The organism is Hymenobacter puniceus (genome assembly GCF_014333525.1).
Taxonomy (GTDB): domain Bacteria; phylum Bacteroidota; class Bacteroidia; order Cytophagales; family Hymenobacteraceae; genus Hymenobacter.
This window is the reverse complement of record NZ_JACSCX010000007.1, coordinates 23,439-45,947: the sequence shown is the minus strand read 5'-3', so window position 1 is coordinate 45,947 and position 22,509 is coordinate 23,439. Positions and strand designations below refer to the sequence as shown.

Sequence of the window (22,509 nt, the reverse complement as noted above, 5' to 3'; positions counted from 1 at the left end):
CTCGTAGGTGGAAAAACTTTGTAGCTGACAATCAGGGCGCAACCGCCTGCCAATCGGTATTTGTGAGTCTTGCGGTGGCATTTTCCGAAAAGCCTCTTACATTTGTATCACCAAACAGTGCGGGGTGGAGCAGTTGGTAGCTCGTTGGGCTCATAACCCAAAGGTCACTGGTTCGAGTCCAGTCCCCGCTACCTAAAAGAAGGCCGTTTCCCAATCAGGGGAACGGCCTTCTTCATTTATTCTCGGATTTGGTGATTAAGCCATTGCTTGGACTCAGCCAATAGTCTGGCTTGCGACTATGCTGAAGCGGCTTTGCAAGCCAACGAAAACGCCATGCTGAGTTTGTTGAAGCATCTCTGCATGAAGCTCAGCACGACGTTCCAGTATTAGCAAACGCAGCTTAGTTGAACGAATAGCGCAGCCCCAACTGGCCCTGCCAGCGCGAGTTGATGGGGTCAGTCTGCCAAGGCGTGCCAGCCGGGTTCTTGAACTGATACACTGGCTGCTGGTTCTCGATCCGCACGAAGTCTAGCAGAGCGTAGCCCGAGTTGTTGATGTTGGGCACGAAGTACTGCAGGCCCCAGTCGCGGTTCAGCAGGTTGCCGAGGTTGATGAAGTCGAACGATACTTCCAGGCGCTGCGTGCCCGCTTTCGTGACCGGTAGCTTGGCTGTGAGGCGCAAATCGAGCTGCTGAGTCCAAGGGGTGCGGGCGCCGTTGCGCTCGGCATAGCTACCGCGGCGGCCAGATAGGTACTCGTCGTTGGCTAGGTATTGCGCCAGCTGCTCGTATTGCTGCACTGCCGATACCAGCACCGCGCCCTGCGCATTGGTGATGGGCGCCAGCCGGATTTCGGAGGCGTCGCGCGGGATGTAGAGCAGGTCGTTTTTGGCTGAGCCGTCGCGGTTTACGTCGCCCTCATACACAAACGAAAACGGGCTGCCCGAGCGGGCAATGTAAACGAGGCTGGCCGACAACCCAAAGCGCTGCTTCACCAAAGTGTGGTAGTTGACGTTGCCGATGAACTTGTGGCGCAAATCGAAGTTGGAGTACGCTAGTTCCGGGGTGTTGGCCACCAGTGCCTGGTTCCACTCGTAGTTGGCGGCCGGCGACACGCGCACGCCATTCACAATGTCCTTGCTTTGGCCGTAGCTGTAGCCGGCATAGGCATCGATCTTGCTTTCAATACGTTTGCTGAGCGAAACGGTGGCGTTGTAGTTGTAGCCCAGCCGGGTATTCGACATGGCAAAGACGTTGGTAAATGCCGGGTCTATCTTGGCAGCGTTGCCGGTGGTGGCGAAATACGGGCGGGTGTCAGCGCCGATGAAGTTGGCTTTGTTGTCCTTGAAATTGATGGACTGAAACAGCATGCCGGATATCACCTTGGCGTAGAGCCCTTCCACCGTAAACGTGAAATCGTAGGGCAGCTTGGCGTCAAAAGCCAGCGTGGATTTCCAGTCGCGGGGCAGCTTAAAGTCGTTGTCGATGAGGTTGATTTCGGCAATGCCGGGCTGCACCGCCTGTAGCGCCGAGAGGTCCTCGGTGATGGGCAGGGCACCCGTGGGACGGTAGTCGATGTTGTTGTAGCGGTTGCCGGATACGTAGTGCGAGTAGGCGTACCACACAAACGGAATGCGCCCCGTAAACAAGCCCGAGCCGCCGCGCAGCTGCAGCGTGTTGGCCTCGTTGAGCTGGTAGTTGAAGCTCAGACGGGGATTCACCTGCGGCACGCCGCCAAACTTGTTCTGGTATTGGGCAAACTCCGGGTTTCTAGATACGGCCGGGTTCGCCGGAATCTTGTCAGGGTGCACTTGCATATCCAGGCGCAAACCCAGCTGCACGTTCAGGCGGTTTGAAACGCGGTAGTCGTCCTGGCCATAGACACTTAGCAGTAGCACCCGAAAGTCGGCCGACGGCAGGCGTTTGTTGAAGTCGGGGTCGTTGTTTTCGGTGTTGTACACGCCGCGCACCCGGTTGGGGCGGTCCTGCAGGAAGGCATCCACCGAGGAGTATTGCCAGCGCCCATTGAAGGCTGTCAGGAAGCGGTACTGAATGCTATTCAGCTCGTTGGTGGTGCCCAGCGTAATGGTGTGCCGGTTCTTGAACAGCGTCAGGTTGTCGGTGAACTGCGTGGTGCTCAAATCGGAGCCGTACACGGCCGCCTCGCGGTAGGTGCCCGCGAAAATGGACGTGGCGGTGTTGTAGTTGATTTCCAGGTGCGGGAAGATGCGGCCGGCGTAGCTGCGGTTTTCCGACACTGTGTTCAACCCCACAATCAGCTGGTTGGAAATCTGGCTGCTGAACGTGCTTTTCAGCTCGGTCACCAGGCTATTGGTGCGGCTGTTGTGCCGGAAGCCCTGGTTGCCGAAGTTGAGCACCGTAGGGGAGCGTTCCAGGTTGTCGGCAAAGCCCGTGACGTAGTTGTCGCGCAGCACGAGGCGGTGCTTTTCCGAGAGGTTGTAGTCCAGGCGCAGCAGAAATTTGTCGCTGTGGCGCTTGATGGTGGCGTCGCTGAAAGTGCCGGGGTCGTAGCCATAGCGGGTTATCAGGTGGTTGCTGATTTGCGCGGCCACCTCGCGGGGCACGTTGGCATCGGGGGCGCCGGGTGCGTACAGCACCGGCTCCTCGCGGCGCTGGCTTTCGTAGTTGCCGAAGAAAAACAGCTTGTTCTTAATAATCGGTCCGCCAACGCTGACGCCGGATTGCACGTCGTAGTAGCTGGAGATGGGCGTGCGCAGGTTGTCCACGCTCTTGCCGGTGATAAACTGATTGCGGGCAAAGCCGTACACGCTGCCCCGGAGCTGGTTGGTGCCGCTCTTGGTCACGGCGTTGATGTTGGCGCCGGTGAAGTTGCCGAGCGTGACGTTGAACGGCGACAGCACAACGGTGATTTCCTCGATGGCATCAATGGAAATGGGCTGGGTGCCGGCCAGGGCCCCCGGCGTGCCCGACGCCACGGTGCCTGCCGCACCGCTGGCCGGCTCCTGAAACCCCAGCACGTCGTTGGTGGCCATGCCGTCAATGCTCAAGTTGTTGAAGCGGTAGTTGGCCCCGCCAAATGAGTTTTTGTTGCCCTGCGGCATCAGCTTGGTCAGGTCGCCGAGGCTGCGGTTGAGCGTGGGCACGTTCTGGATGGCCTGCTGGCTGAGGTGGTAGGCCTGCCCGTTTTTGTCGGCCGTGAATGGGTCACTTTGGCTGCCAATGACAACGGCTTCGCCCAGTTCGGTGGCAACTTCCAGCAGCGTGAAGGTTTGGCGGGCCACCTTGCCCAAACTTAGAAACAGGTTGTCCTGGCTTTGGGCGCGGTAGCCCACAACGCTTGCCTGCACCGTGTAGGGGCCGCCCGGCTTCAGGTTGTTGAGCAGAAACTTGCCGCTGGCGTCGGTCTGGGTGCCGCTGCGGGTACCGGTGGGTACGTGCATCAGCACCACGGTGGCGCCCGGAATGGCCGCGCCGGCTTTGTCGCGCACCTGCCCCTCAAACGAGCTGGTGGTCAGCTGGGCCACTGCCTGCGGCAAGGTCAGAAAAATCAGGAAGAGTATAGTGAATAGGAATAGAGCCTGCCTCATTGGAAAGGGAAAGAAAGCTGAACGCATCGGCAAAAACCCGCACACCCGGAAGCAGCCCGCAAGGAGCTGTCCGGACTGTTGAGCGGGCAGATTGTGGACGTTTCAGTGGGCAGGCGGCCCCCGATGAAGTCGGGCCGACAGCGCAGGCTGCCGGCGCGGTACCAAGCTGAGCGGACCCGGACGATGCCGCCGGGCGGTGCGCAGCTGGTGCAGGCGGCGGTGCAGCTGCCAGGTTAGCGGCTGCCGGAGCACCCGGGCTAGGCTGGCTTCATCATCCACGTCGGCCAGAGCGGGTAGCTGGTGCACCACGGTGCCCAGCTGCCGTAGCTGCCGGCGCAAAGCGGCCATCAGATGCAGGGTTTGCCAGGGCAGTTTCTGGCCGGCGCCCTGCTCAAACAAGGTGCGCGAAAGCCCGAGCAAATACACGCCCCCATCAGTAGCAGGGCCCAGCACGGCTCCCGTAGCCAGCACGGCCTTCACTGCCTGCCGTAGCAAAATGCTGGTTAGCTGCGGGCAGTCGTTGCCGATAACCAGCAGGTGCTCGTAGCCGCGGGCAAAGGTGGCGCGCATGGCCGCGGCCAGCCGCTGGTCGAAGGTGGTGCCTACCTGCTGGCTGGAATCCACGCACACCACATCCACGCCGGCCCGGTGGGCCGTGGCAGCGGTGTGGCTGATCAGGTGGGCCGCCACCGCCGCGTTGTCGGCCGGAGTGCCCTCACTTAGAAAACGCTTGCGCGCACCCTCTTCCCCCGCTGAGCGGGTGAACAGCAGGATGGCAACGAGGGCGGTGGTGGACAAGGGCAGAAAATGAACAGTACGGCCGAATGCAGGCAAACAACCTGCACCTGCCTGGAATACAACAGAAGCAGCCACCACACTGGCGTGGTTAACTTACAGCCTGTACAGCTTACGAAATGGAAAGCGGCCCGGATTAGGCAAGGCTGGCAAAATAGTTCTGAGCAGGCGGCTGATACATCCAGCGTGGCGTGGGCGCTGGCGGCTTCAAGCTGCCATCGAAAAGTAAGGTATTGCGGCTAATTCGTATTCGTGCCCAGGTTTCTCTTTCCACTATGTTGGCCCAGTGTTGTTTTAGCTAGGCTCGTGGTGGTTTCACTTCGTTGATTTTTGCCGGACCGGCAGGCACGGGACCGTGCTTCGCCGCTTCACCGGAGACTGGATGCCTGTGTACCTGGGCATGTTTGAACTTTATAACTGTCGTCAGCTTCTCAGCAACATTGCCTTTGGTAGCAGGTGCAATAGTCAGTTGGCTGGGTGCATAACTGTGTGGGTGGCTACACTGCCATCAGCAAGCTATCTGCTCCGAAAAATGCAGCATCATTTGCTTCTGTGTCAGGCCCAATGCTCAAGACTCAGAGAGGAAAAGGAAGTACGTAGGATAGCGCGCAGCGAATAGTAGCTCAGCAACCAGCTGTTCTGTTTGACTTCAAATAAGATAAACTTTTATTATATAGATAATATAATGTATATTCAATTCTATATTAATCTAATACCTCTGCATCATGCCAAGCAAGTATGACATCACCAAGTGTGCCATTGAGTTTCGGGTGAAGCAAGCGGAACTGGAACAAGCGGCTGTGTACTACGAAACCCTGTTTGGGGTGAAGCGCCGGCCTGAAACTTACCCGGACCTGATCGTGCTGGAAACAGACAACAAGAGCGGCAAGTGGTTTTTTGTGAGCGTTCGGGGCATGGCTGAGGGCAGCGCCGTGACTGGCCCAGTGGTGTATTGGCTTACCGAGGAACCTGCGGCGGCAGCCTACACCGACCTGCTGGGCGGCCGGGCACCCAACCCCAACGACGAGCCGCCTGCCGGCCATGGTGAAACCAGTAAGCGCGGCAGCATAATAGACGAATACGGTAACCGGTTTGGCTTTACCAACCCCGACTACCCGCCCCTCGCCACCACTTAAAGCAGGAAGAGCAGCGCCGGGCGCGGGATGTAGCCGCAGGAGGCCGCTTGCTACAGGAAGTTTTTCAGCCACCGAAGATTCCCGTCCGCCGTTATGAGCAGCACGTCCCGCAGAGTACTGATAGAATACCGGATACCGAAGAAAAGCTTCGCGCAGGCAGTGCACCACTACGCCGGCCTGTTTCTGCAAAAGGTGCCCGACCCGCTCCCCGAAGACCAGCTGCTGATTGAGGTGTTTAAAGTGCCCAATGATGACGAGTACTTTCAGTGCGAGCTGTGCCTGACCTGTGTGCCCGAAGATGCCTCTCCTGCCGACAATGTGCCGCTGGTGTTCTGGGGTACAGAAGCCAAGGACGCCGATACGTGGCTTCCGCAGCAGGAAGCAACGCCTGAGCTGCCGCAACCTGAAGCCGGTGTGCCGGTCGGCAATCAACTTCGGCGCCGAAGCTTTGCGGAGCGGGAGGCCGGGGTGCAGGATGCTTTCGGCAACCGCACCGGGTTCATCATCAACCCCGACTTTCCATAGTCTGTCATTTTGCCGGACTGTCTTTTTAAACCCCTTTTCGAGTTCACTCTTACGCACTGATCATGTTACACAAGCCCCGCAGATGTATCGTCGATTACCGCGTGAAGGAAGAGGATTTCGACAGGGCAGTGGCGCACTACGGTAAGCTGCTGGACCGGGAAAAGCCGGACGTGGAAAAAAGGAACCTGGCAGTATTCAAGGTGTTTACGGCCAACATCGACCCGGTTGAAACCACCTACCAGACCGAGTTGCGGGTGACAGGCGTGAAGGCTAACTCGCCGGCCCTGCAGTATAGCCCGGCCATCTATTGGGGTTCTGATGCAGTAGACAACGACTTTGCGCAGCTGAAACAAGCCGGTCAGCTGCCGGGCACCACCAAAGAACCGATGCAGCCTGATCCATCGGACCTGCATACCAACCCCCGGCTGGGTAGTGTAGTGGATGTGTATGGCTACCGAACGGGTGTCACCATCAATCCGGATTACCCGGGTAAGAGAGAATGGATCAGCAAGCTACTGGTGCTGGGCGGCGCGGGTGCGCTGCTGCCGTGGGCAGCCGGCTAGCCTCTGGTTTCTGACCCCAAAGCGGCCTGGTGCCTGCGCGCAGGCGCCACCAGCCGGTTATGCTGCCACTGTACTGTTCCTGTTGCTTATGCTGCGCTGTCATCGACTGGTTTTGCTGCTGGCTGCCGGACTGCTGACTGGGCCGGCTGCAACCAGCCAGACGCGCGCCCTCGACAGCCTGCGGCGCCTGGTAGCCAGCCACCCGCAGGCCGATACCACCCGGGTGCGCCGGCTGCAGGCGTTGGCTGTGGAAGTAAGCAAGCTGCAGCCCGCTGAGGCCATTACACTCACCAAGCAGGCTTTGGCGCTGGCCCGCCGCATCGCCGACCCCGTAGGCGAGGGCCTGGCCCTGCTGCGCCTCGGCACGCTCTACCGCCGCCAGGCCGACTACAACCCGGCCTTGCGGTACACGCAGCAGGCCAAGGCCTTATTTACGCGCCGTGCCGACCGCGCCGGCCTTAGCAACGTGTATATGCAGCTCAGCCTGATATACATGGTGCAGGGCAGCCCGGTACCCGCCATGCAGGCCGCGCTGAAGGGCCTGCACCTGGCCGAGCAGGTGCACGACCAACAGGCCCAGGTGCGGCTGCGCGTGACGCTGGGCAACATCTACAACCAGCTCGGCGACTACCGCAGCGCCGTGCTGGTGCTGCAGCTGGCCCTGCGCGACGCCGACCAGATTGGGGATGAGCGCGCCGTCGCTTCGGCATTGAATGTACTCGGCAACTCCTACCAGCAGCAGCACCGCTACCAACCGGCACTGGCCAGCTACCAGCGCGCCATTGCCCTCAACCGCAAACTCGGTGACAGCAAGAGTGAAGCCATTGATGAGATTGACGTAGCCGAGCTCTATGAGGAACAAGGGCGCCAGGCCCTGGCTTTGCAGCATGGCCAGCGTGCCCGCCAGCTCGCCCGTACCGGCAACGACGTGTTCAGTTTGCCCGCCGCCGAGCTGATTCTGGCGCGCGTATACCTGGCCCTCAACCAGCCGGATAGTGCCATTGCGCTGGCCCGGCACGGCCTGCAGCTCAGCCAGCAACACCGCAACAACGAAAACATCCGCAACGCCAGCGAGGTACTGGCCCGCGCCTACTCCGCCCGCGGCGACTCGGCGCGGGCTTTCAAGTACCTGGGGCTGCATGTGGCCTACAAAGACACGCTGTCGGGGGAGGAAGTGCAGCGGCAGACCAGTGCGCTGCGCTACGGTTTTGAGCTGGATAAAAAGCAGCAGCAGATAGCGCTGCTCACCAAAACACGCCAGCTGCAGGCGCAGAAAAGTGCCCGCCAGCGCCAGCAACTGTATGCCTTGCTGGCCGGGCTGGGCGGCTTGCTGGTGGTGGCGGCGCTGCTGTGGCGCAACGTGGTGCTCAAGCAGCGCACCAACCGCCAGCTCAACGAGCACAACGAGCAGATTGCCCGGCAGCGCGACAACCTCGACCGTACGCTGCACCAGCTGCAGGCCGCCCAGCGCCAACTGGTGCAGCGCGAAAAAATGGCCAGCCTGGGTGAGCTGACGGCCGGCGTGGCCCATGAAATTCAGAATCCGCTCAACTTCGTCAACAACTTTGCGGAGTTGAGCGGCGAACTGCTGGCCGAACTGCGGCAGGAGCTGGATACGGAACCACTGCCGCCTGCCCGCCGCGCTACTATAAGCGCCCTCCTGCAGGATCTGGACGGCATGCAGCAGAAGATAGCAACCCACGGCCACCGCGCCGACAGCATTGTGAAGGGCATGCTGGAACACTCGCGGGCCAGCACGGGCCAGCGCCGCCCCACCGACCTCAATGCCCTGGTAGAGGAATATCTGCGCTTGAGCTACCACGGGCTGCGGGCAAAAAACAAAAGCTTCAATGCCCTTATCACTACGCATCTCGACCCGGGCATGGGCACTGTGGAGGTAGTACCCCAGGACCTGAGCCGGGTGTTGCTCAACCTGTTCACCAACGCTTTTTACGCAGTAACCGAAAAGCAGCAACACGTCGGTAGCAGCTACCAGCCCCAGGTAAAAGTCTATACATGCCGCTACCTAAATGAGGCCGAAATAAGAATCCACGACAATGGTCTGGGCATTTCTTCCGATATAATCGATAAAGTGTTTCAGCCCTTTTTCACCACCAAGCCCCCCGGAGCAGGCACCGGGCTGGGCTTGTCGCTGAGCTACGACATAGTGACGCAGGTACACGGCGGTACGCTCACGGTGAACACCCAAGAAGGAGAATTTGCCGAGTTTGTGGTGCGGCTGCCACTCCATAACAGCTCTAATTGGGCGAAATAGTTATAAAATATATTTATTAAGTCTATGTAAATTGCGCTTCTAAAGTAGCCGCGCTCTACCTTCACACCTAAAGACTGCTATGATGAACATATTGGTAGTCGACGACGAAACCGACATAAAGCCGTTGTTTGAGCTGCGTTTTCGCCACGAGATTCGTAGCGGAGAGCACCTGTTTACGTTCGTGTTTTCAGGAGAAGATGCGCTGGCGTATCTGCATCAGCACCCCACCGAGCCGGTGGTGGTGCTTTCCGATATCAATATGCCCGGTATGAGCGGGCTGGAGCTGCTGCGGCGTATCCGGGCCAGCCATGAGCTGCCCGCCACCCGCGTGCTGATGCTGACGGCCAACGCCGACGATGCCAGCCGGCAGCAGGCCCGCTACGACGGGGCCGAAGATCTGCTGGCCAAGCCCGTGGATTTTGCGGCCCTCAAACATAAGCTTCGCTTAGAGCCGGCGGCATGAAAACCAAGATTCTGGTAGTTGATGATGAGGCCGACCTGCAGCTGCTGATCCGGCAACGCTTCCGGCGCAAGATTCGGGAGGAAGCGTACGAGTTTGTGTTTGCCGGCAACGGTGAAGAAGCTCTAACTGTGCTGGCTGCTCACCCCGACACCGATGTGGTGCTGGCCGACATCAACATGCCCGTGATGGATGGCCTGACGCTGCTCACGCGCCTGCGCGAAACCAACCCCGTGGTGAAAACCGTGATGGTATCCGCTTACGGCGACATGGCCAATATCCGCACCGCCATGAACCGTGGAGCCTTCGATTTCGTGTGCAAGCCCGTGGATTTCACTGACCTGGAACTCACCATCGAAAAAACCATTGCGCAGGTAAATGAGCTGCGCGCGGCCTTGCACCTGATGGAAGAAAACAAGGTGCTGCGCCTGTACGTGGACGAAACAGTGCTCAAATTCATGGCCCGGCCCGAGTTCAGCAACCGGCTGCTGGCCAGCGAAACCATCCAGGCCACGGTGGTTTTCATTGACATCTGCGGCTTTACTATGCTGGCCGAAAAGATGCCGGCGGAAGAAGTGGTAGCCATGCTCAACACCTACTTCGACCAGATGGTGAAGGAGATTATCCTGCAGGGCGGCTATGTAGATAAATTTATGGGCGACGCCGTAATGGCTGTATTTCGTGGCGACTACCACCTCGACCGCGCCATTGATGCCTCCCTGGCCGTGCGCAACCTCGTGCAAAGCATCCCGCGCCTGCTGCCCGAAGGACTGGACTACGAGCCCGCGGTGTCCATTGGCATCAGCTCCGGCGAAATGGTGTCCGGCAACATTGGCTCGGCCACGTTGCGCCGCCTCGACTACACGGTTATCGGGGACGTGGTGAACCTGGGCCAGCGCCTGCAGGATGCCGCCCAGCGCCACCAGATTCTGATTACCGCGGATCTTCACGCGCGCATCCAGGAGTCATTTCGGTGCCAGACCGTAGGGGAGATGCGTTTTAAAAACAAAGCCGAGCCAGTGCTTCTCTACGAGGTGCTGGAATGACGAGTGAAGAACGTCGTGCGGAGGCGCAGCCGAAGCATCTCGCGTCCTGACGCGCGCCTCACCCCCAGCCCCCTCACCGAACAGGCGAGAGGGGGAGCAGACGAAGTTTCTCAGGTGATATAGTTTGGGCGAATCAGCCCGCTGGCGAAATTCCTCGCTCAGCTCGGAATGACGTTCTTCCCGCATCGCCTCAGCGCATTCTTCCACCAGTTCACCCTACCATTTCATTCTGGCGACGAAGACGCTGGCAGAGCACCCGCACTACATTGCGCAGCACCTCGCCCCGCTCTTCCATCAGCTCGTAGAAGTCTTCCTGATCCAGCCGGAGCAGGCGCGCAGGCCCGGCTGCCACGGCTGAAGCGGAGCGCGGCTCGGCATCAAACAGAGCCAGCTCGCCAAAACACTCGCCCTTGCCGAAGCGGGCTAGCTGCCGGGGGCCGTCCAGAATATCTACCTCACCGGCATACACCACAAACAGGCAGGAGCCCAGCTCGCCCTTCGAGAAAATCACCTGCCCATCGGTGTAGCTGACTTCCTGCAGAATAGCGACAATGCTGGTCAGCACATTTTCGGGCGTTTCGGCAAACAAAGCGGTGCTTTTGAGCAGCAGTACCTGCTCGATAATGGATATCGTGCTTGCGGGCGTATGCATGAGGTAGGTGGTAAGGGACGGGTGAGCGGTTGCAAGTTGTTGAAAATGAGTGGGCCCGGTGGTTCGCAGGTGGTGCAGGGCCAGTAGGGCGCTTTCGTGCAGCAGCGGCTGGCGGGAGTGCAGATACGGCAACAGCCAGCGCAGGTCGTGGGCTGTGGGCTGCCACTGGCGCAGGGCCACGCTCAGCGTCCAGCTGGAAAACACGGTTTCGCCCTGGCGCACCAGAAAGGCGCTCAGCGCTTCGGTACCAGGCACAGGGCCCAGCAGGTCGTCGAGGAGGCGGGCCTTTTCGGCAGCGGGCAGGTAGTCATCCAGCACGGCCTGCAGCGCCAGATACAGGCTATGCGGCAGCACATTGTCAAGCAATTCCAGCGCATTGGCCCGCCGTTCGGTGCTGGCCTGCGCCAAATTGCGCTGCGCTTGCACCACCGTTACGGTTTCGTAGAGCTGCACCAGCAGGCCAAACACGCGTTGGTGCAGGCTGTCGAGTTCATAGTTGAGACTGGAAGCCAGCGGGCCATCGGGCGCGGTACGTAGCCCACACAGCAGGCGGTGCGCCAGGTTGATTTCCTCGCGCAGCAGCTGCTTGAAAATAGGCCGGTCGGCGGGGTGCGGATGGAAATTGCGTAGCGCGCGCAGAGCAGCGGCCCGCAGCGGAATTGCGGGCCGCTGCACCAGCTCTAGCAGCAGCTGCCGGCTTTCCGGACTTCCGATGCGGCCAATAATGGCGGGTAGTTGCAGTACAGCCGGTGAAAGCAGCACCGGTGGCCGGAGGGCGTGGCGCAGATGGGGCAGGGCTGCCTCGGCGAGCTGCACAAGGCAAGCCGCCGCCAGAGCCCGAAAGGCAGCGTGCGGGAGCAGCCGGAGCACCGCCGGTGCCAGGTCGAGGGAGGCATGTACGGCGGGCGGGGTCTGCCGTATGGCTTGCAGCCCGGCCTGCACTACGGCGGGGTTGGTGTGGTGCAGCGCCTGCCGAAGCAGCGTTGCCTGCTGCGCAACCGGCAGGTAGTGGCTAAGGCTCAGCGCCGCCTGCTGGGCCGCAGTGGAAGGCAAGGCCAGCAACCGGGCTAAGCTTTCCTGAGCCACTTGGCAGTCCGGCTTGGTGGCTAACCGTCCGTGCAAAGCGCCTGTGCAGGCGGCTATGTCGCTGAGCTTAAGCAAGGATTCCAGGGTTGCCAGCTCCATGTCCGGATGAGACCCAAGGCGCTGGGCAGCTGCCTGGCGCAGGTGCGGAGCGGGGTCGGAGGTGGCGAGCTGGTGCAGCAGGGCCGGCGGCAGCTGGTTGGGCGGTAGCAGCAGCAGGGCCTGGCGGCGTACCTGGTCGTTGGGGTAGTGCAGCAGGGTAGGGGCCGCTTCGGCCAGTGCCTCCGGAAAATGAATCTGCAGCCACTGCAGAGCGGGCAGCACTTCGGCTGGCCGCGGGCTGCCGAGGCTGTGCAGCATCAGGCCACGGGCTGTAGCCGGCAACGCCAGCTCCCGGTGGTCAACGAAGCGCAGCTCCAACGCCTCGTGCAACTCGGCCAGATAGTGCTGGTAGGCACGGTAGAGCAGCCCCACCGCCGCCGCCAGTAGCAGCCCCATCCACACCAGATGCCCCCAGACGGTGCGCAGCCCCAGCAACGGCAGGCCCAGGAACAGGGCGCCGGCCAGCGCCATGCCCAGCGGCTCGTACAGTCCTTTGAGCGTGGTGTGGCCTTGCAGCCGCTGCACGGCGCTTAGAGGCTGCAGCAGCACCAGAAAAATAGGGTCGAACACGGTGCGGCGCAGCACCTCTACCAGCAGATACAGGCTGCAGCAGTACAGCAGCACGCGGTTTTCGGTAAGGCCCAGCACCTGCAGTGGCACAAACAGCCCCAGGGCCAGCAGCAGGCAGAGCGGCAGCACCACCAGCGCCCGGCGTGCCCCCAATCGTTCCAGCATCGGCCTAGAAACCAGTGCTTTGAACAGCGTAGCCAGCAGATACGTAATAGCCAGTACCTGCCCGATAAACGTAATTAGGTCGTTGTGATGATGGTAGCGCTGCTTGACGTCCACAAAAAACAGGTATTCAATACCGGCCACCACGGCGGCCAGCGTCAGGATGGCCAGGCCCATCGACCGCACCAGCGCGCTACCGCCGGGCAGCCACCGGGTTTGCGAGGCCAGTGGCGGCCGCACCGGAATATGGCGGGCGTGCAGCGGGTGCTGCCTGAGAATGGCGCGCAGCGTGAAAAAGGTGCCACCATAAAGCACCAGGGCCGTGGCCAATAGAAAAGCCAGGTGGGCGTGTGCATACACAGTTGTAGCCAGAATAGCGCCCAGGGCTTTGGCTGGCAGGTCGCCGGCACTGATGAGGCTAAACAGCCGCTTGCTTTGCCGCACATTGAACACCAACGCTGACAAACCCCAAAATTCCAGATTAGTAAGCAGATACACCAAACGGTAGCCCACCACCAAAGCCAGCACAGCTGCTAGAGAGTGGCCCAGCAATAGCAACGCTGCCACGCCGCCCGTGAGCAGTAGTACCGCCAGCAATACCCACGCCGCTAAATTTCGCAACGACAGCCGATGCTCCAGCCAGGCATAGCCGCTTCCCACCATAATCAAGGCCAGCGCGGCCACCAGGTAGGAAAGTGGCAGGCTTTGGTCGGGGTGGCTTTCCAGCAGTACCACCGTGGCCGTGACGTAGACCAGCATGGTGCCCGCGCCCAGCAGGAAGTGGTGCAGAAAAAACAACCAAACGGTGCTAGCCTCCGGAGTGCGGATGCCAAGCAGCCGGTGCCAGTACTGCGCTACATTCATCGGAGTAGAAGTAGTGTTTCGATATTTTGTATAATATATTATTAATTAAGTGTAAAAACATGCATGGCTTACTGAATCCGCTGATGCGCTGGCTGGCCGTGGCGGGCCGGAGCAAAGGGGCCTAACGCAAACTTCCCCGACTGGCTTCGTGCCGGTCGGGGAAGTTTGCGGAGGTAAAAAGTCGGAAAAAGCTTAGTTCAGCCACACTGTCAGAATCACTTCAAAGCGGTGTGGGGCAAAAGCGTTGTAAAACGGGGCTTCGCCCTGAAAGCCCAGCACATGGATAAGCGGCATGCCTTCAGTGCGCGAATCAACTACGCGCACTGGGTACAGTTCGCCTTCCGCAGGCCAGTCGCCTACGTGATTGTAGGGGCGTTGGCTGTCGTCTACGCACCGGGCGTAATCGACGAAGGGAGCGTGCCGGGTGGCTTCGGCCAGGGTCAGGTTATCTACTTCGTATGCCATAAGCTCTTTTACAAAAAGCGGGAAGATTTGATTCATTGGAGAGCCGCAAAGTGGCTCCGGGGTTGCAGGAGGTGATTTTCGGTGATGGGGTGATGAAGCAAATGGGGAGAGGTAAGTTAGGTGGTGGCGGAATAATAGGTATGCCGGCCGGAAAAATTATTTTTCTGTTACCTATTACCTGTCATGGTTCACTGTTTCCCTCATCACAAACTAAACTGCAAACTAAATTTCACCCCAAAGTTACGGGCTCCCGGCGAGTCGCGGTACGTGAGGCGGTGCAGGAAATCAACGCGCGCCACCCGGAAGATGTTTTCTACGCCGTAGCCGACTTCGGTGTAAGGCAGACGGCCCAGTGGCTGAAAGCGGGGCAGTGGCTCGCCGCTGTCGGGGTCGAGCTGCGGTATAATGGCGTCGTTGGCACGGGCTACGCTGCCGTAGAGCACGTTGCCGGTGGCCACCAGGCGCCAGTTCAGCTGCTTGAGTGCCGGCACCGAGTTCAGCAGAAAGCCCTCAAAATGGTGGTCGAGGCGCAGCGCTACGTACCGGTCGCTCACGAACTCAAAAAAGCGCATCAGGTTGTAGGCCCCGGCGTTGTAGAACGGCGACTGGTTGCCGAGGTGAGTTTTGAGCACCGGATATGGTACTGTGCTCGGGATATAGCCGGCATCGAGCGTGTAGTTGGAGCGCCCCAGCTGGCCCAGGCGCACACTCTGCGCCACCAGCAAATTGAACTTGTGGTAGCGGAAGTCGCCGCCCAGGAAACGATTGAGGCCCAGCGTGTAGCGCAGTGTGGTGATGGGCAGGCGCTTGAGACCGAAAGAGGTGCGGCGGTTCTGGTTCTCATTCTGCACCAGCACCTCATCGGGAGCGTAGCGCGACTCCAGCACAATCTCCGACAAGCTGAACTGGTCGTCGGTGGGGGCGCCCACGCGCACGTCGCCGGTGTAGTAGGCAAAGCGGTAGAGCGGCCGGAACTGCTGGTGCCGGAACGTGACCTTCTGGGTGAAGCCCCGAAACAGATCCGACTGCGCCGACAGCGCCGACAGGTCGCGGAGCACGGGCCGGCCGTTGTCGATGTTGCCGAGGCGGGCCGAGGCCTCAAACAATGGGTTTTCCAGTGCGTAGTCGTTGTCGAGCAGCGCCACTTGGTCGAGGTCGTGGCGGTACTCGAAGCCCAGGGTGGTCCAGGAACGCCGGTCGAGGACGTGGGTGGCGCGGGCACCGTACTTGAAGCGGCCGTCGCGCAGGCCATACGCCAGGTAGGCCCGCACCGTCCAGTCGCGGCTGATTTCGGGCGTAGTTCGGAACCCGATGCGCGGCCGTAGCCCCTCAATATTGTTGTAGCCGATGGTAGCCAGCACTGGCCCCACATCGAACTTGCCCACCCGGTAGTAGCCGTTCACTACCACATCGGCCACTTCCAGCAACGAGCGCACGGCCGGCAGCTTGCGCACCGAATCCAGCACCATTAGGGTCCGCGCTTCCTGCACGCTCAGTGTATCGGGGCGGTTAAGCTCAAAAAAGTTGTCGGGCTCCTTGCTGGCAGGGCCCACTGGCACCGCCAGGGTTTCCAGCGGCCGGTCGTAGAAGGCCAGCGGGTGCTCTTTCTGGGCTTCGAAGTTGGAGTTGATGGTGACGAAGCGCGCCACTACGCCGGTGCTTTGCTTGCTGGGCCGGATGCCCACCACCACCCGCGTCTGCAGCGGCAGCCACGGGCCGGCCGTGGTGGGCGTCAAATCCTGCTTCACCCTGATCTGGTCGATGAAGTTGAGGTTGGCTTCGGGGCTGACATACACGTCGATACGGCGTAGCGCGTAGCTGTCGGTGGTAATCCAGATGGTGCCCGTGAAGGCCAGATCCTGGGCGCGGCGCGGCGTCACGGCCAGCTGGTAGCAGTAGTCTTTGCCAATGAAAACCGAGTCCTGCAGCTCATACTCGTAGGAGAACTTCCAGCCCTCAGCAATCGGCGACACGAAGTCCTTGCCCATGATCTGCTGCCAGTTGCGGTAGAAGTCCCAGTCCTGAAATGAGGAGCCCGTTACCTGCGAAATTACTGAGCCTTCCCGGGGGGCCATGCCACGCATGCGGCTATGCCGGATTTCCTCGCGGCGGCGTAGCGGCTGGCGCAGCACGTAGTAGCGCGAGTCGATTTCGGTGGCGAAGATGGGCACTACCGGCTTGCCGTCGGCGCCGCGCTCCAAGCCCAGGCTGTCGGCTACGGCCGTCATCTGGCGCAGCACCTTGCGGTTGCTTACCTGCGCGGGTAAGTTGTTGAGGCTGATTTCGGTGCGGTTGTAAGAGTCGAATTCGAAGGCATCGAGGCGGGCCTTGTTGTTGCGGTCCTTCTGCTGCTGCACGCGCCGCATGATAGCGTAGGCCGGATTCTCGCGGGGCCGCACCACCACTTCGCCCAAGCTCACGGCTCCGGCTCCCAGCACAAAATCAATGGTTTGGCGTGCGACCTGCCGCCGGATGGGCTTTTTGAGGGCCGCAAAACCCATAGCCGAGGCCACTACCGTATCGGCTGGGGCGGTGCTGAGGGAGTATCGGCCGTTTTCGTCGGCGGTGGCGCCGGCCGTAGTACCGGGCACGAACACTGATGCAAATGGCACCGGCTTACCCGTTGCCGCTTCCGTAATGCGGCCGGTCAGCAGCAACTGCTGGGCCTGGGTTGGGCAGGCGCCAGCTAGCAGCAAGAGTAACAGCAGGAAGTGGTAGCGGTAAAAAAGCAACAAGGGCAATCGGCAGCTAGAATCAGATAAATGACAGACGGCGAGGCGTAAGATACGGCTTTCGGGTAGCCCTGGCACGCAGCTCAGAAGGCCCAAGCGAAAAACTGCGTCCTACGTTCCCTATTCCTTATACAGAGACGCATTGTAATCAGGTTGTCAAATTGTTAGGCCAAGGTTCTTTACTGCACGACCACCTCCACGCGGCGGTTGCGGGGGCGTTGCCGCGGGTCGCGGTTGTCGGCAATGGGGCGCGTGCCGCCGTAGCCCCGCGCCGCCAGCCGCACCGAGTCGATGCCCTGCTGCACCAGATACTGCCGCACCACGCGGGCCCGCTGCTCGGAGAGGAGCAAATTCATTTGGGCGTCGCCGATGTTGTCGGTGTGGCCGGCTATTTCCAGGCGTAAACTGGGCTGCTCGCGCAGGCGGCGGGCCAGGGCGTTGAGCGTGGGTCGGGAAGTGGGCAGCAGCGCGGCCGTGCTCTGGGTGAAGTACAGGCTGGGCAGCGTTATGGCTGCCCCCCGGCTCAAGCTGGCCAGATCGGGCAGCACCGAGTCGGGTGGTGCGGGCCGTGGCTGCGGAGTTGGGGCCGGCGTAGGCCGGGGGCGTTGCGCGGGTTTGGCGGTGCGCGGCGTAACGGCAGAGGTCGGCCGCCGCCCAATCACCAGAGCCGATTTGACGGGCGTGCTAGTTACGCCCGGTGGCAGGCCAGCTGTTTGCGGGCGGGCGGGTGGCGCCGATGGCGGCGTGGCTGCCACCGGCACTGGCCTGGCTGAGGCCGGCAAAGCGGAATAGAGGTAGCGGGCCGGAATGGCTTCGGGCTCAATAGTCGAGTTGGGCAGCTGCCAAGCCAGCAAAGCGCGCGTATCGAACCCCGCCTGGTAGTACTCCACGCGCAGCGGGTAGTAGCGGCCGCCTTCCAGCTGCAGCTGCGCCGTTACGGTCGTCACGGGCTGGTTGCGCCAGGAGTTGATGATGCGTTTGCCGCCCACCCACACCCGCATCCCGTCGTCGGTGGAAACCTGAAACGTGTACAGCCCCGACACCGGCGCATAGAGGTGACCCGTCCAGCGCACCGAAAATTCCTCGCCCGCCAGCCCTTCGCCCGGCGGCACAAAATGCCCGGTCACCTGCCCGGCGCGGTTGCGTTCCAGCGTCCAGTTGAAGTCGATGGTCTGGTCGAGGCGGGTGAAGGCGAGGTTTCCGAAGTTGCGGCCGTTGTAGTAGGCGCCTTGCAGGCCGGTGCCGGCGGTGGCGGGCATGGGCTGGCTCCAGCCCAGCCGGCTGATAGTCAGCATCAACAAGAGCAGCCAAAGACGGGGATGCATAAGCCAGCAGAGTAGGAGAGAAACAAATAACAGCAAACCAACGCCGGAAAAAAGTGGCTTAGTATGGCCTTGGCGGCCAACAGTCCGCCCTGGTCTGCGGTTAGCTACAAGAAGCTGCCGCCGCCAACCACTGAGTCCCGGGAATTGAATTTCGGCAATTCCGGTTGTATCTTCGCCGTGTTACTTATCCAGAAAGACCGAGGGATTGGGCCCGATGACGTCTTAGCAACCTGAAATAAAACAAGGTGCTAACTCCCTTTTCAGGGCCTTTGCGGGCGCTGGAAGAAGATAAGTACGGAACCGGCCTTCGCGCCCGGCTCTTTCTGGATAGGCACTTTTTGCTGCTGATTTTCCTTAGAAGAGCCGATATGCCGACCGTCCTCACCGCCTCCGCCACCACGTCCCCCCTCCACGATATCCTGCGTCAGCGCGTGCTGATTCTCGACGGCGCCATGGGCACCATGATCCAGCGCCACACGCTCACGGAGGAGGATTTCCGCGGCACGCGCTTCGCCGACCACCCCAAGCCCCTGCGCGGCAACAACGACCTGCTCAGCCTCACCCGCCCCGACATCATCCGGGGCATTCACGACGAGTACTTCGCCGCCGGGGCCGACATGGTGGAAACCAACACCTTCAGTGGCACCACCATCGCCCAGGCCGACTACGCGCTGGAGCACATTGTATATGAGCTGAACTACGAGTCGGCGCGACTGGCGCGGGAGTCAGCCGACGCCTTTACGGCCCTGACGCCCGACAAGCCGCGCTTCGTGGCCGGGGCCGTGGGGCCCACCAACCGCACTGCCAGCCTCTCGCCCGACGTGAACCGCCCCGGCTTCCGGGCCGTAACCTTCGATGAACTGGCCACCGCCTACCTGGAGCAGGTGCGCGGCCTCGTGGACGGCGGCTCCGACGCGCTGCTCATCGAAACCATCTTCGATACACTTAATGCCAAAGCCGCCCTCTACGCGGTGCAGAAGTTCTTCGATGAAGGCGGCAAAGTGGTGCCCGTCATGATTTCGGGCACGATTACCGACGCCTCGGGCCGCACCCTGAGCGGGCAGACGGTGGAGGCCTTCTGGAACTCCATCCGCCATTTGCCGCTGCTGAGCGTGGGCCTGAACTGCGCCCTCGGGGCCGACCAACTCAAGGTGTACATCAAGGAATTGAGCCGCATTGCCGACGTACACATTTCGGCCTACCCCAACGCCGGTTTGCCCAACGCCTTCGGTGGTTATGATGAGTCGGCGCAGGAATTTGCGGGCGTGGTGGAAGGCTACCTGGCCGACGGCCTCGTGACGGTGGTGGGCGGCTGTTGCGGCACCACGCCTCAGCACATCGGCGAGCTGGCCCGCCTGGCCGAAAAGTACGCACCGCGCACCCTGCCCGAGGTACCCAAAGCCACCCGCCTGAGCGGTCTGGAACCGTTCGGGGTGTACCCCGACAGCCTGTTCGTGAACGTGGGCGAGCGGTGCAACGTCACCGGCAGCCGCGCTTTTGCCCGCCTCATCCGGACCGGTAACTACGAGCAGGCCTTACAGGTGGCCCGCGACCAGGTGGAAGGCGGCGCCCAGGTCATCGACGTGAACATGGACGAAGGCATGCTCGACTCGGAGCAGGCCATGACCACGTTCCTGAACCTGATTGCCTCGGAGCCCGAGATTTCGCGGGTGCCCGTCATGATTGACTCCTCGAAGTGGAGCGTGCTGGAAGCCGGCCTGAAGTGCGTGCAGGGCAAGAGCATCGTCAACTCCATTTCCCTGAAAGAAGGCGAGGACGTGTTCCGGCAGCGGGCCCGCACCGTGCGCCAGTACGGCGCGGCCGTGGTGGTCATGGCCTTCGACGAAAACGGCCAGGCCGACAACTACGAGAAGCGCATCGAAATCTGCCGCCGCAGCTACGACATCCTGGTGAACGAAGTCGGGTTCCCGGCCGAGGACATCATCTTCGACCCCAACATCCTGACGGTGGGCACCGGCATGGAGGAACACCGCAACTACGCGCTGGACTTCATCGAGGCCGTCCGCTGGATCAAAGCCAACCTGCCCGGGGCCCTCACCAGCGGCGGCGTCAGCAACATCAGCTTCTCCTTCCGCGGCAACGATGTGGTGCGCGAGGCCATGCACTCGGCCTTCCTCTACCACGCCATCCGTGCCGGTCTGGACATGGGCATCGTGAACCCCAGCCAGCTGGCCGTGTACGACGAGGTGCCCCAGGATTTGCTGGAGCTGGTGGAAGACGTGCTGCTCAACCGCCGCCCCGACGCCACCGAGCGCCTCGTGGATTTCGCCGACACGGTGAAGCAGAAGGACAAAGTGGAAGTGGTGGCCGATGCCTGGCGCAGTCTGCCGGTGAAGGAACGTTTGCAGCACGCCTTAGTGAAAGGCATTACCGAGTTCATCGACCAGGACACTGAGGAAGTGCGGCAGCTGGTAAACCGGCCGCTGGAGGTGATTGAAGGCCCGCTGATGGCCGGCATGAACGTGGTGGGCGACCTGTTCGGGGCCGGCAAGATGTTCCTGCCCCAGGTGGTGAAATCGGCCCGGGTGATGAAGAAGGCGGTGGCCTACCTGGAGCCCTACCTGCTGGCCGATAAGCAGAGCGGCGACCGGCAGACGGCCGGCAAAATTCTGCTGGCCACGGTGAAAGGCGACGTGCACGACATCGGCAAGAACATCGTGGGCGTGGTGCTGGCCTGCAACAACTTCGACATCGTGGACCTGGGCGTGATGGTGCCGCTGGAGCGCATCCTCGACGAAGCCCAGAAGCAGCAGGTGGACGTTATCGGCCTCAGCGGCCTGATTACGCCGAGCCTGGATGAGATGGTGTACGTGGCCCAGGAGATGGAAAAGCGCGGCCTGAAAACCCCGCTGCTCATCGGCGGTGCCACCACGTCCCGCCTGCACGCCGCCGTGAAAATCGCGCCTAACTACAGCGGCCCCATCGTGCACGTCAACGACGCCTCCCGCTCGGTGGGCGTGGCCGCCGCCCTGCTCGGCTCGGCCGACGCGGAGTACGCCCGCACCGTGCGCGAGGAGTACCGCCAGCTGCGCGAGGACTACGCCGGCCGCCAGCGCGAGAAAAACTACCTGACCATTGAGGCCGCCCGCGAAAACGGGTTCAAGGCCGACTGGAAAACTACGCCCATCGTGAAGCCGACCTTCCTCGGTACCAAAGCCCTGGAAGACTATGACTTGGCCGAGCTGGCCGAGTACATCGACTGGACGCCGTTCTTCCAGACCTGGGAGCTGAAGGGCCGCTACCCGCGCATTCTGGAAGACCCGAACGTGGGCGAGGCCGCCACTCAGCTCTTCAACGACGCCCAGAAAATGCTGCGCCAGATCATCGACGAGAAGCTGCTCACGGCCCGCGCCGTCATCGGTTTCTGGCCCGCCAACACCGTCGGCCACGACACGGTGCAGGTGTTCACCGACGATACCCGTCAGGCAGTAGCCACCGAGTTTTTCACCCTGCGCCAGCAGAGCGAAAAGGCCGAAGGCGTGCCCAATCTGGCCTTCTCCGACTTCGTGGCCCCGCTGGAAACCGGCCGCCAGGACTACATCGGCGGCTTTGCCGTCACGGCCGGTATCGGCATTGAAAAGCACCTGGAGCGGTTCGAGGCCGAGCACGACGACTACAGCAGCATCCTGATGAAGGCTTTGGCCGACCGCCTCGCCGAGGCCTTTGCCGAGCGCCTGCACCAGCGCGTGCGGGAGGAATTCTGGGGCTACGACCCGGCCGAAAACCTGTCGAATGAGGATCTGATTCAGGAGAAGTACAAAGGCGTGCGCCCCGCCCCCGGCTACCCCGGCTGCCCCGACCACACCGAGAAAATCACCCTGTTCAACCTGCTCGACGCCGAAACCGCCACCGGCATCCGCCTCACCGAAAACCTTGCCATGTACCCCGCCTCTTCCGTGAGCGGCCTCTACTACGCCCACCCCGACAGCCGCTACTTCGGTCTCGGCCGCATCGGCCAGGACCAGGTAGCCGACATGGCCCAGCGCAAACACATGCCTCTGCCGGAGCTGGAGCGCTGGCTGATGCCGAACCTGAACTACGAGCCGGCTGCGGTGGCCGTAACGGCAGGGTAGCCAGTAGCGCGAAGCCTTTGCTTCGCGTACCGTTGCTGATAGTGTTGTCACGCGGCCACGGCATCCGTTCTTATCAACGAAACGCGAAGCAA

Annotated in this window: 13 protein-coding genes, 1 tRNA gene and 1 riboswitch; of the genes, 8 read left to right on the top strand and 6 right to left on the bottom strand. The window is 61.3% G+C overall.

The window, feature by feature from the left end; genetic code table 11:
- The first annotated feature begins 118 nt into the window (after positions 1 to 118).
- Positions 119 to 191 (top strand) — tRNA-Met (locus H8B14_RS17320).
- Positions 192 to 400: 209 nt separating this feature from the next.
- Here H8B14_RS17320 and H8B14_RS17315 read toward each other — a convergent pair.
- Both H8B14_RS17315 and H8B14_RS17310 read right to left on the bottom strand, forming a co-directional pair.
- Positions 401 to 3,568: a TonB-dependent receptor gene (locus H8B14_RS17315; protein WP_187316927.1), complete on the bottom strand. Its 3,168-nt coding sequence runs from the start codon at positions 3,566 to 3,568 to the stop codon at positions 401 to 403.
- Between the two features lie 102 nt (positions 3,569 to 3,670).
- Positions 3,671 to 4,366: a TIGR04282 family arsenosugar biosynthesis glycosyltransferase gene (locus H8B14_RS17310; RefSeq protein WP_187316926.1), complete on the bottom strand. Its 696-nt coding sequence runs from the start codon at positions 4,364 to 4,366 to the stop codon at positions 3,671 to 3,673.
- A gap of 722 nt (positions 4,367 to 5,088) precedes the next feature.
- Here H8B14_RS17310 and H8B14_RS17305 point away from each other — a divergent pair.
- The 6 genes from H8B14_RS17305 (at position 5,089) to H8B14_RS17280 (ending at position 10,368) form a co-directional block, all read left to right on the top strand.
- Complete coding sequence (locus tag H8B14_RS17305) at positions 5,089 to 5,499, top strand: hypothetical protein (protein WP_187316925.1); 411 nt, start codon at positions 5,089 to 5,091, stop codon at positions 5,497 to 5,499.
- A gap of 93 nt (positions 5,500 to 5,592) precedes the next feature.
- On the top strand, positions 5,593 to 6,024 hold the full coding sequence (locus H8B14_RS17300) for a hypothetical protein (RefSeq protein WP_187316924.1): 432 nt from the start codon (positions 5,593 to 5,595) through the stop codon (positions 6,022 to 6,024).
- Between the two features lie 62 nt (positions 6,025 to 6,086).
- Complete coding sequence (locus H8B14_RS17295; protein WP_187316923.1) at positions 6,087 to 6,587, top strand: hypothetical protein; 501 nt, start codon at positions 6,087 to 6,089, stop codon at positions 6,585 to 6,587.
- Between the two features lie 88 nt (positions 6,588 to 6,675).
- Entirely contained in the window at positions 6,676 to 8,862 is a 2,187-nt protein-coding gene (locus tag H8B14_RS17290) for a tetratricopeptide repeat protein (protein ID WP_187316922.1), read from the top strand.
- Between the two features lie 79 nt (positions 8,863 to 8,941).
- Positions 8,942 to 9,325 carry a response regulator gene (locus H8B14_RS17285; protein WP_410054463.1) on the top strand — a complete coding sequence of 128 codons (384 nt, stop codon included), beginning with the start codon at positions 8,942 to 8,944 and terminating at the stop codon, positions 9,323 to 9,325.
- Complete coding sequence (locus tag H8B14_RS17280; RefSeq protein ID WP_187316921.1) at positions 9,322 to 10,368, top strand: adenylate/guanylate cyclase domain-containing protein; 1,047 nt, start codon at positions 9,322 to 9,324, stop codon at positions 10,366 to 10,368. The genes H8B14_RS17285 and H8B14_RS17280 overlap by 4 nt, the downstream gene beginning before the upstream one ends.
- Positions 10,369 to 10,579: 211 nt before the next feature.
- On the opposite strand, the gene H8B14_RS17275 is transcribed toward H8B14_RS17280, so the two are convergent.
- The 4 genes from H8B14_RS17275 to H8B14_RS17260 all read right to left on the bottom strand — a co-directional run bounded on the left by H8B14_RS17275 (position 10,580) and on the right by H8B14_RS17260 (position 18,323).
- A complete protein-coding gene (locus H8B14_RS17275) occupies positions 10,580 to 13,801 on the bottom strand; it encodes a cyclic nucleotide-binding domain-containing protein (protein WP_187316920.1) in 3,222 nt (1,073 codons plus the stop codon).
- Positions 13,802 to 13,993: 192 nt separating this feature from the next.
- Positions 13,994 to 14,266 carry a hypothetical protein gene (locus H8B14_RS17270; protein ID WP_187316919.1) on the bottom strand — a complete coding sequence of 91 codons (273 nt, stop codon included), beginning with the start codon at positions 14,264 to 14,266 and terminating at the stop codon, positions 13,994 to 13,996.
- A gap of 203 nt (positions 14,267 to 14,469) precedes the next feature.
- Complete coding sequence (locus H8B14_RS17265) at positions 14,470 to 17,001, bottom strand: DUF5686 and carboxypeptidase-like regulatory domain-containing protein (RefSeq protein WP_187316918.1); 2,532 nt, start codon at positions 16,999 to 17,001, stop codon at positions 14,470 to 14,472.
- A gap of 176 nt (positions 17,002 to 17,177) precedes the next feature.
- Positions 17,178 to 18,323, bottom strand: a complete 1,146-nt coding sequence (locus tag H8B14_RS17260; protein ID WP_187316917.1) for an OmpA family protein — start codon at positions 18,321 to 18,323, stop codon at positions 17,178 to 17,180.
- Positions 18,324 to 18,504: 181 nt separating this feature from the next.
- Positions 18,505 to 18,618: riboswitch (SAM riboswitch) on the top strand.
- A 73-nt stretch (positions 18,619 to 18,691) separates the two neighbouring features.
- Between H8B14_RS17260 and metH the strand changes: the two genes are divergently transcribed.
- Positions 18,692 to 22,417, top strand: a complete 3,726-nt coding sequence (gene metH / locus H8B14_RS17255) for a methionine synthase (protein ID WP_187316916.1) — start codon at positions 18,692 to 18,694, stop codon at positions 22,415 to 22,417.
- Positions 22,418 to 22,509: the final 92 nt, after the last annotated feature.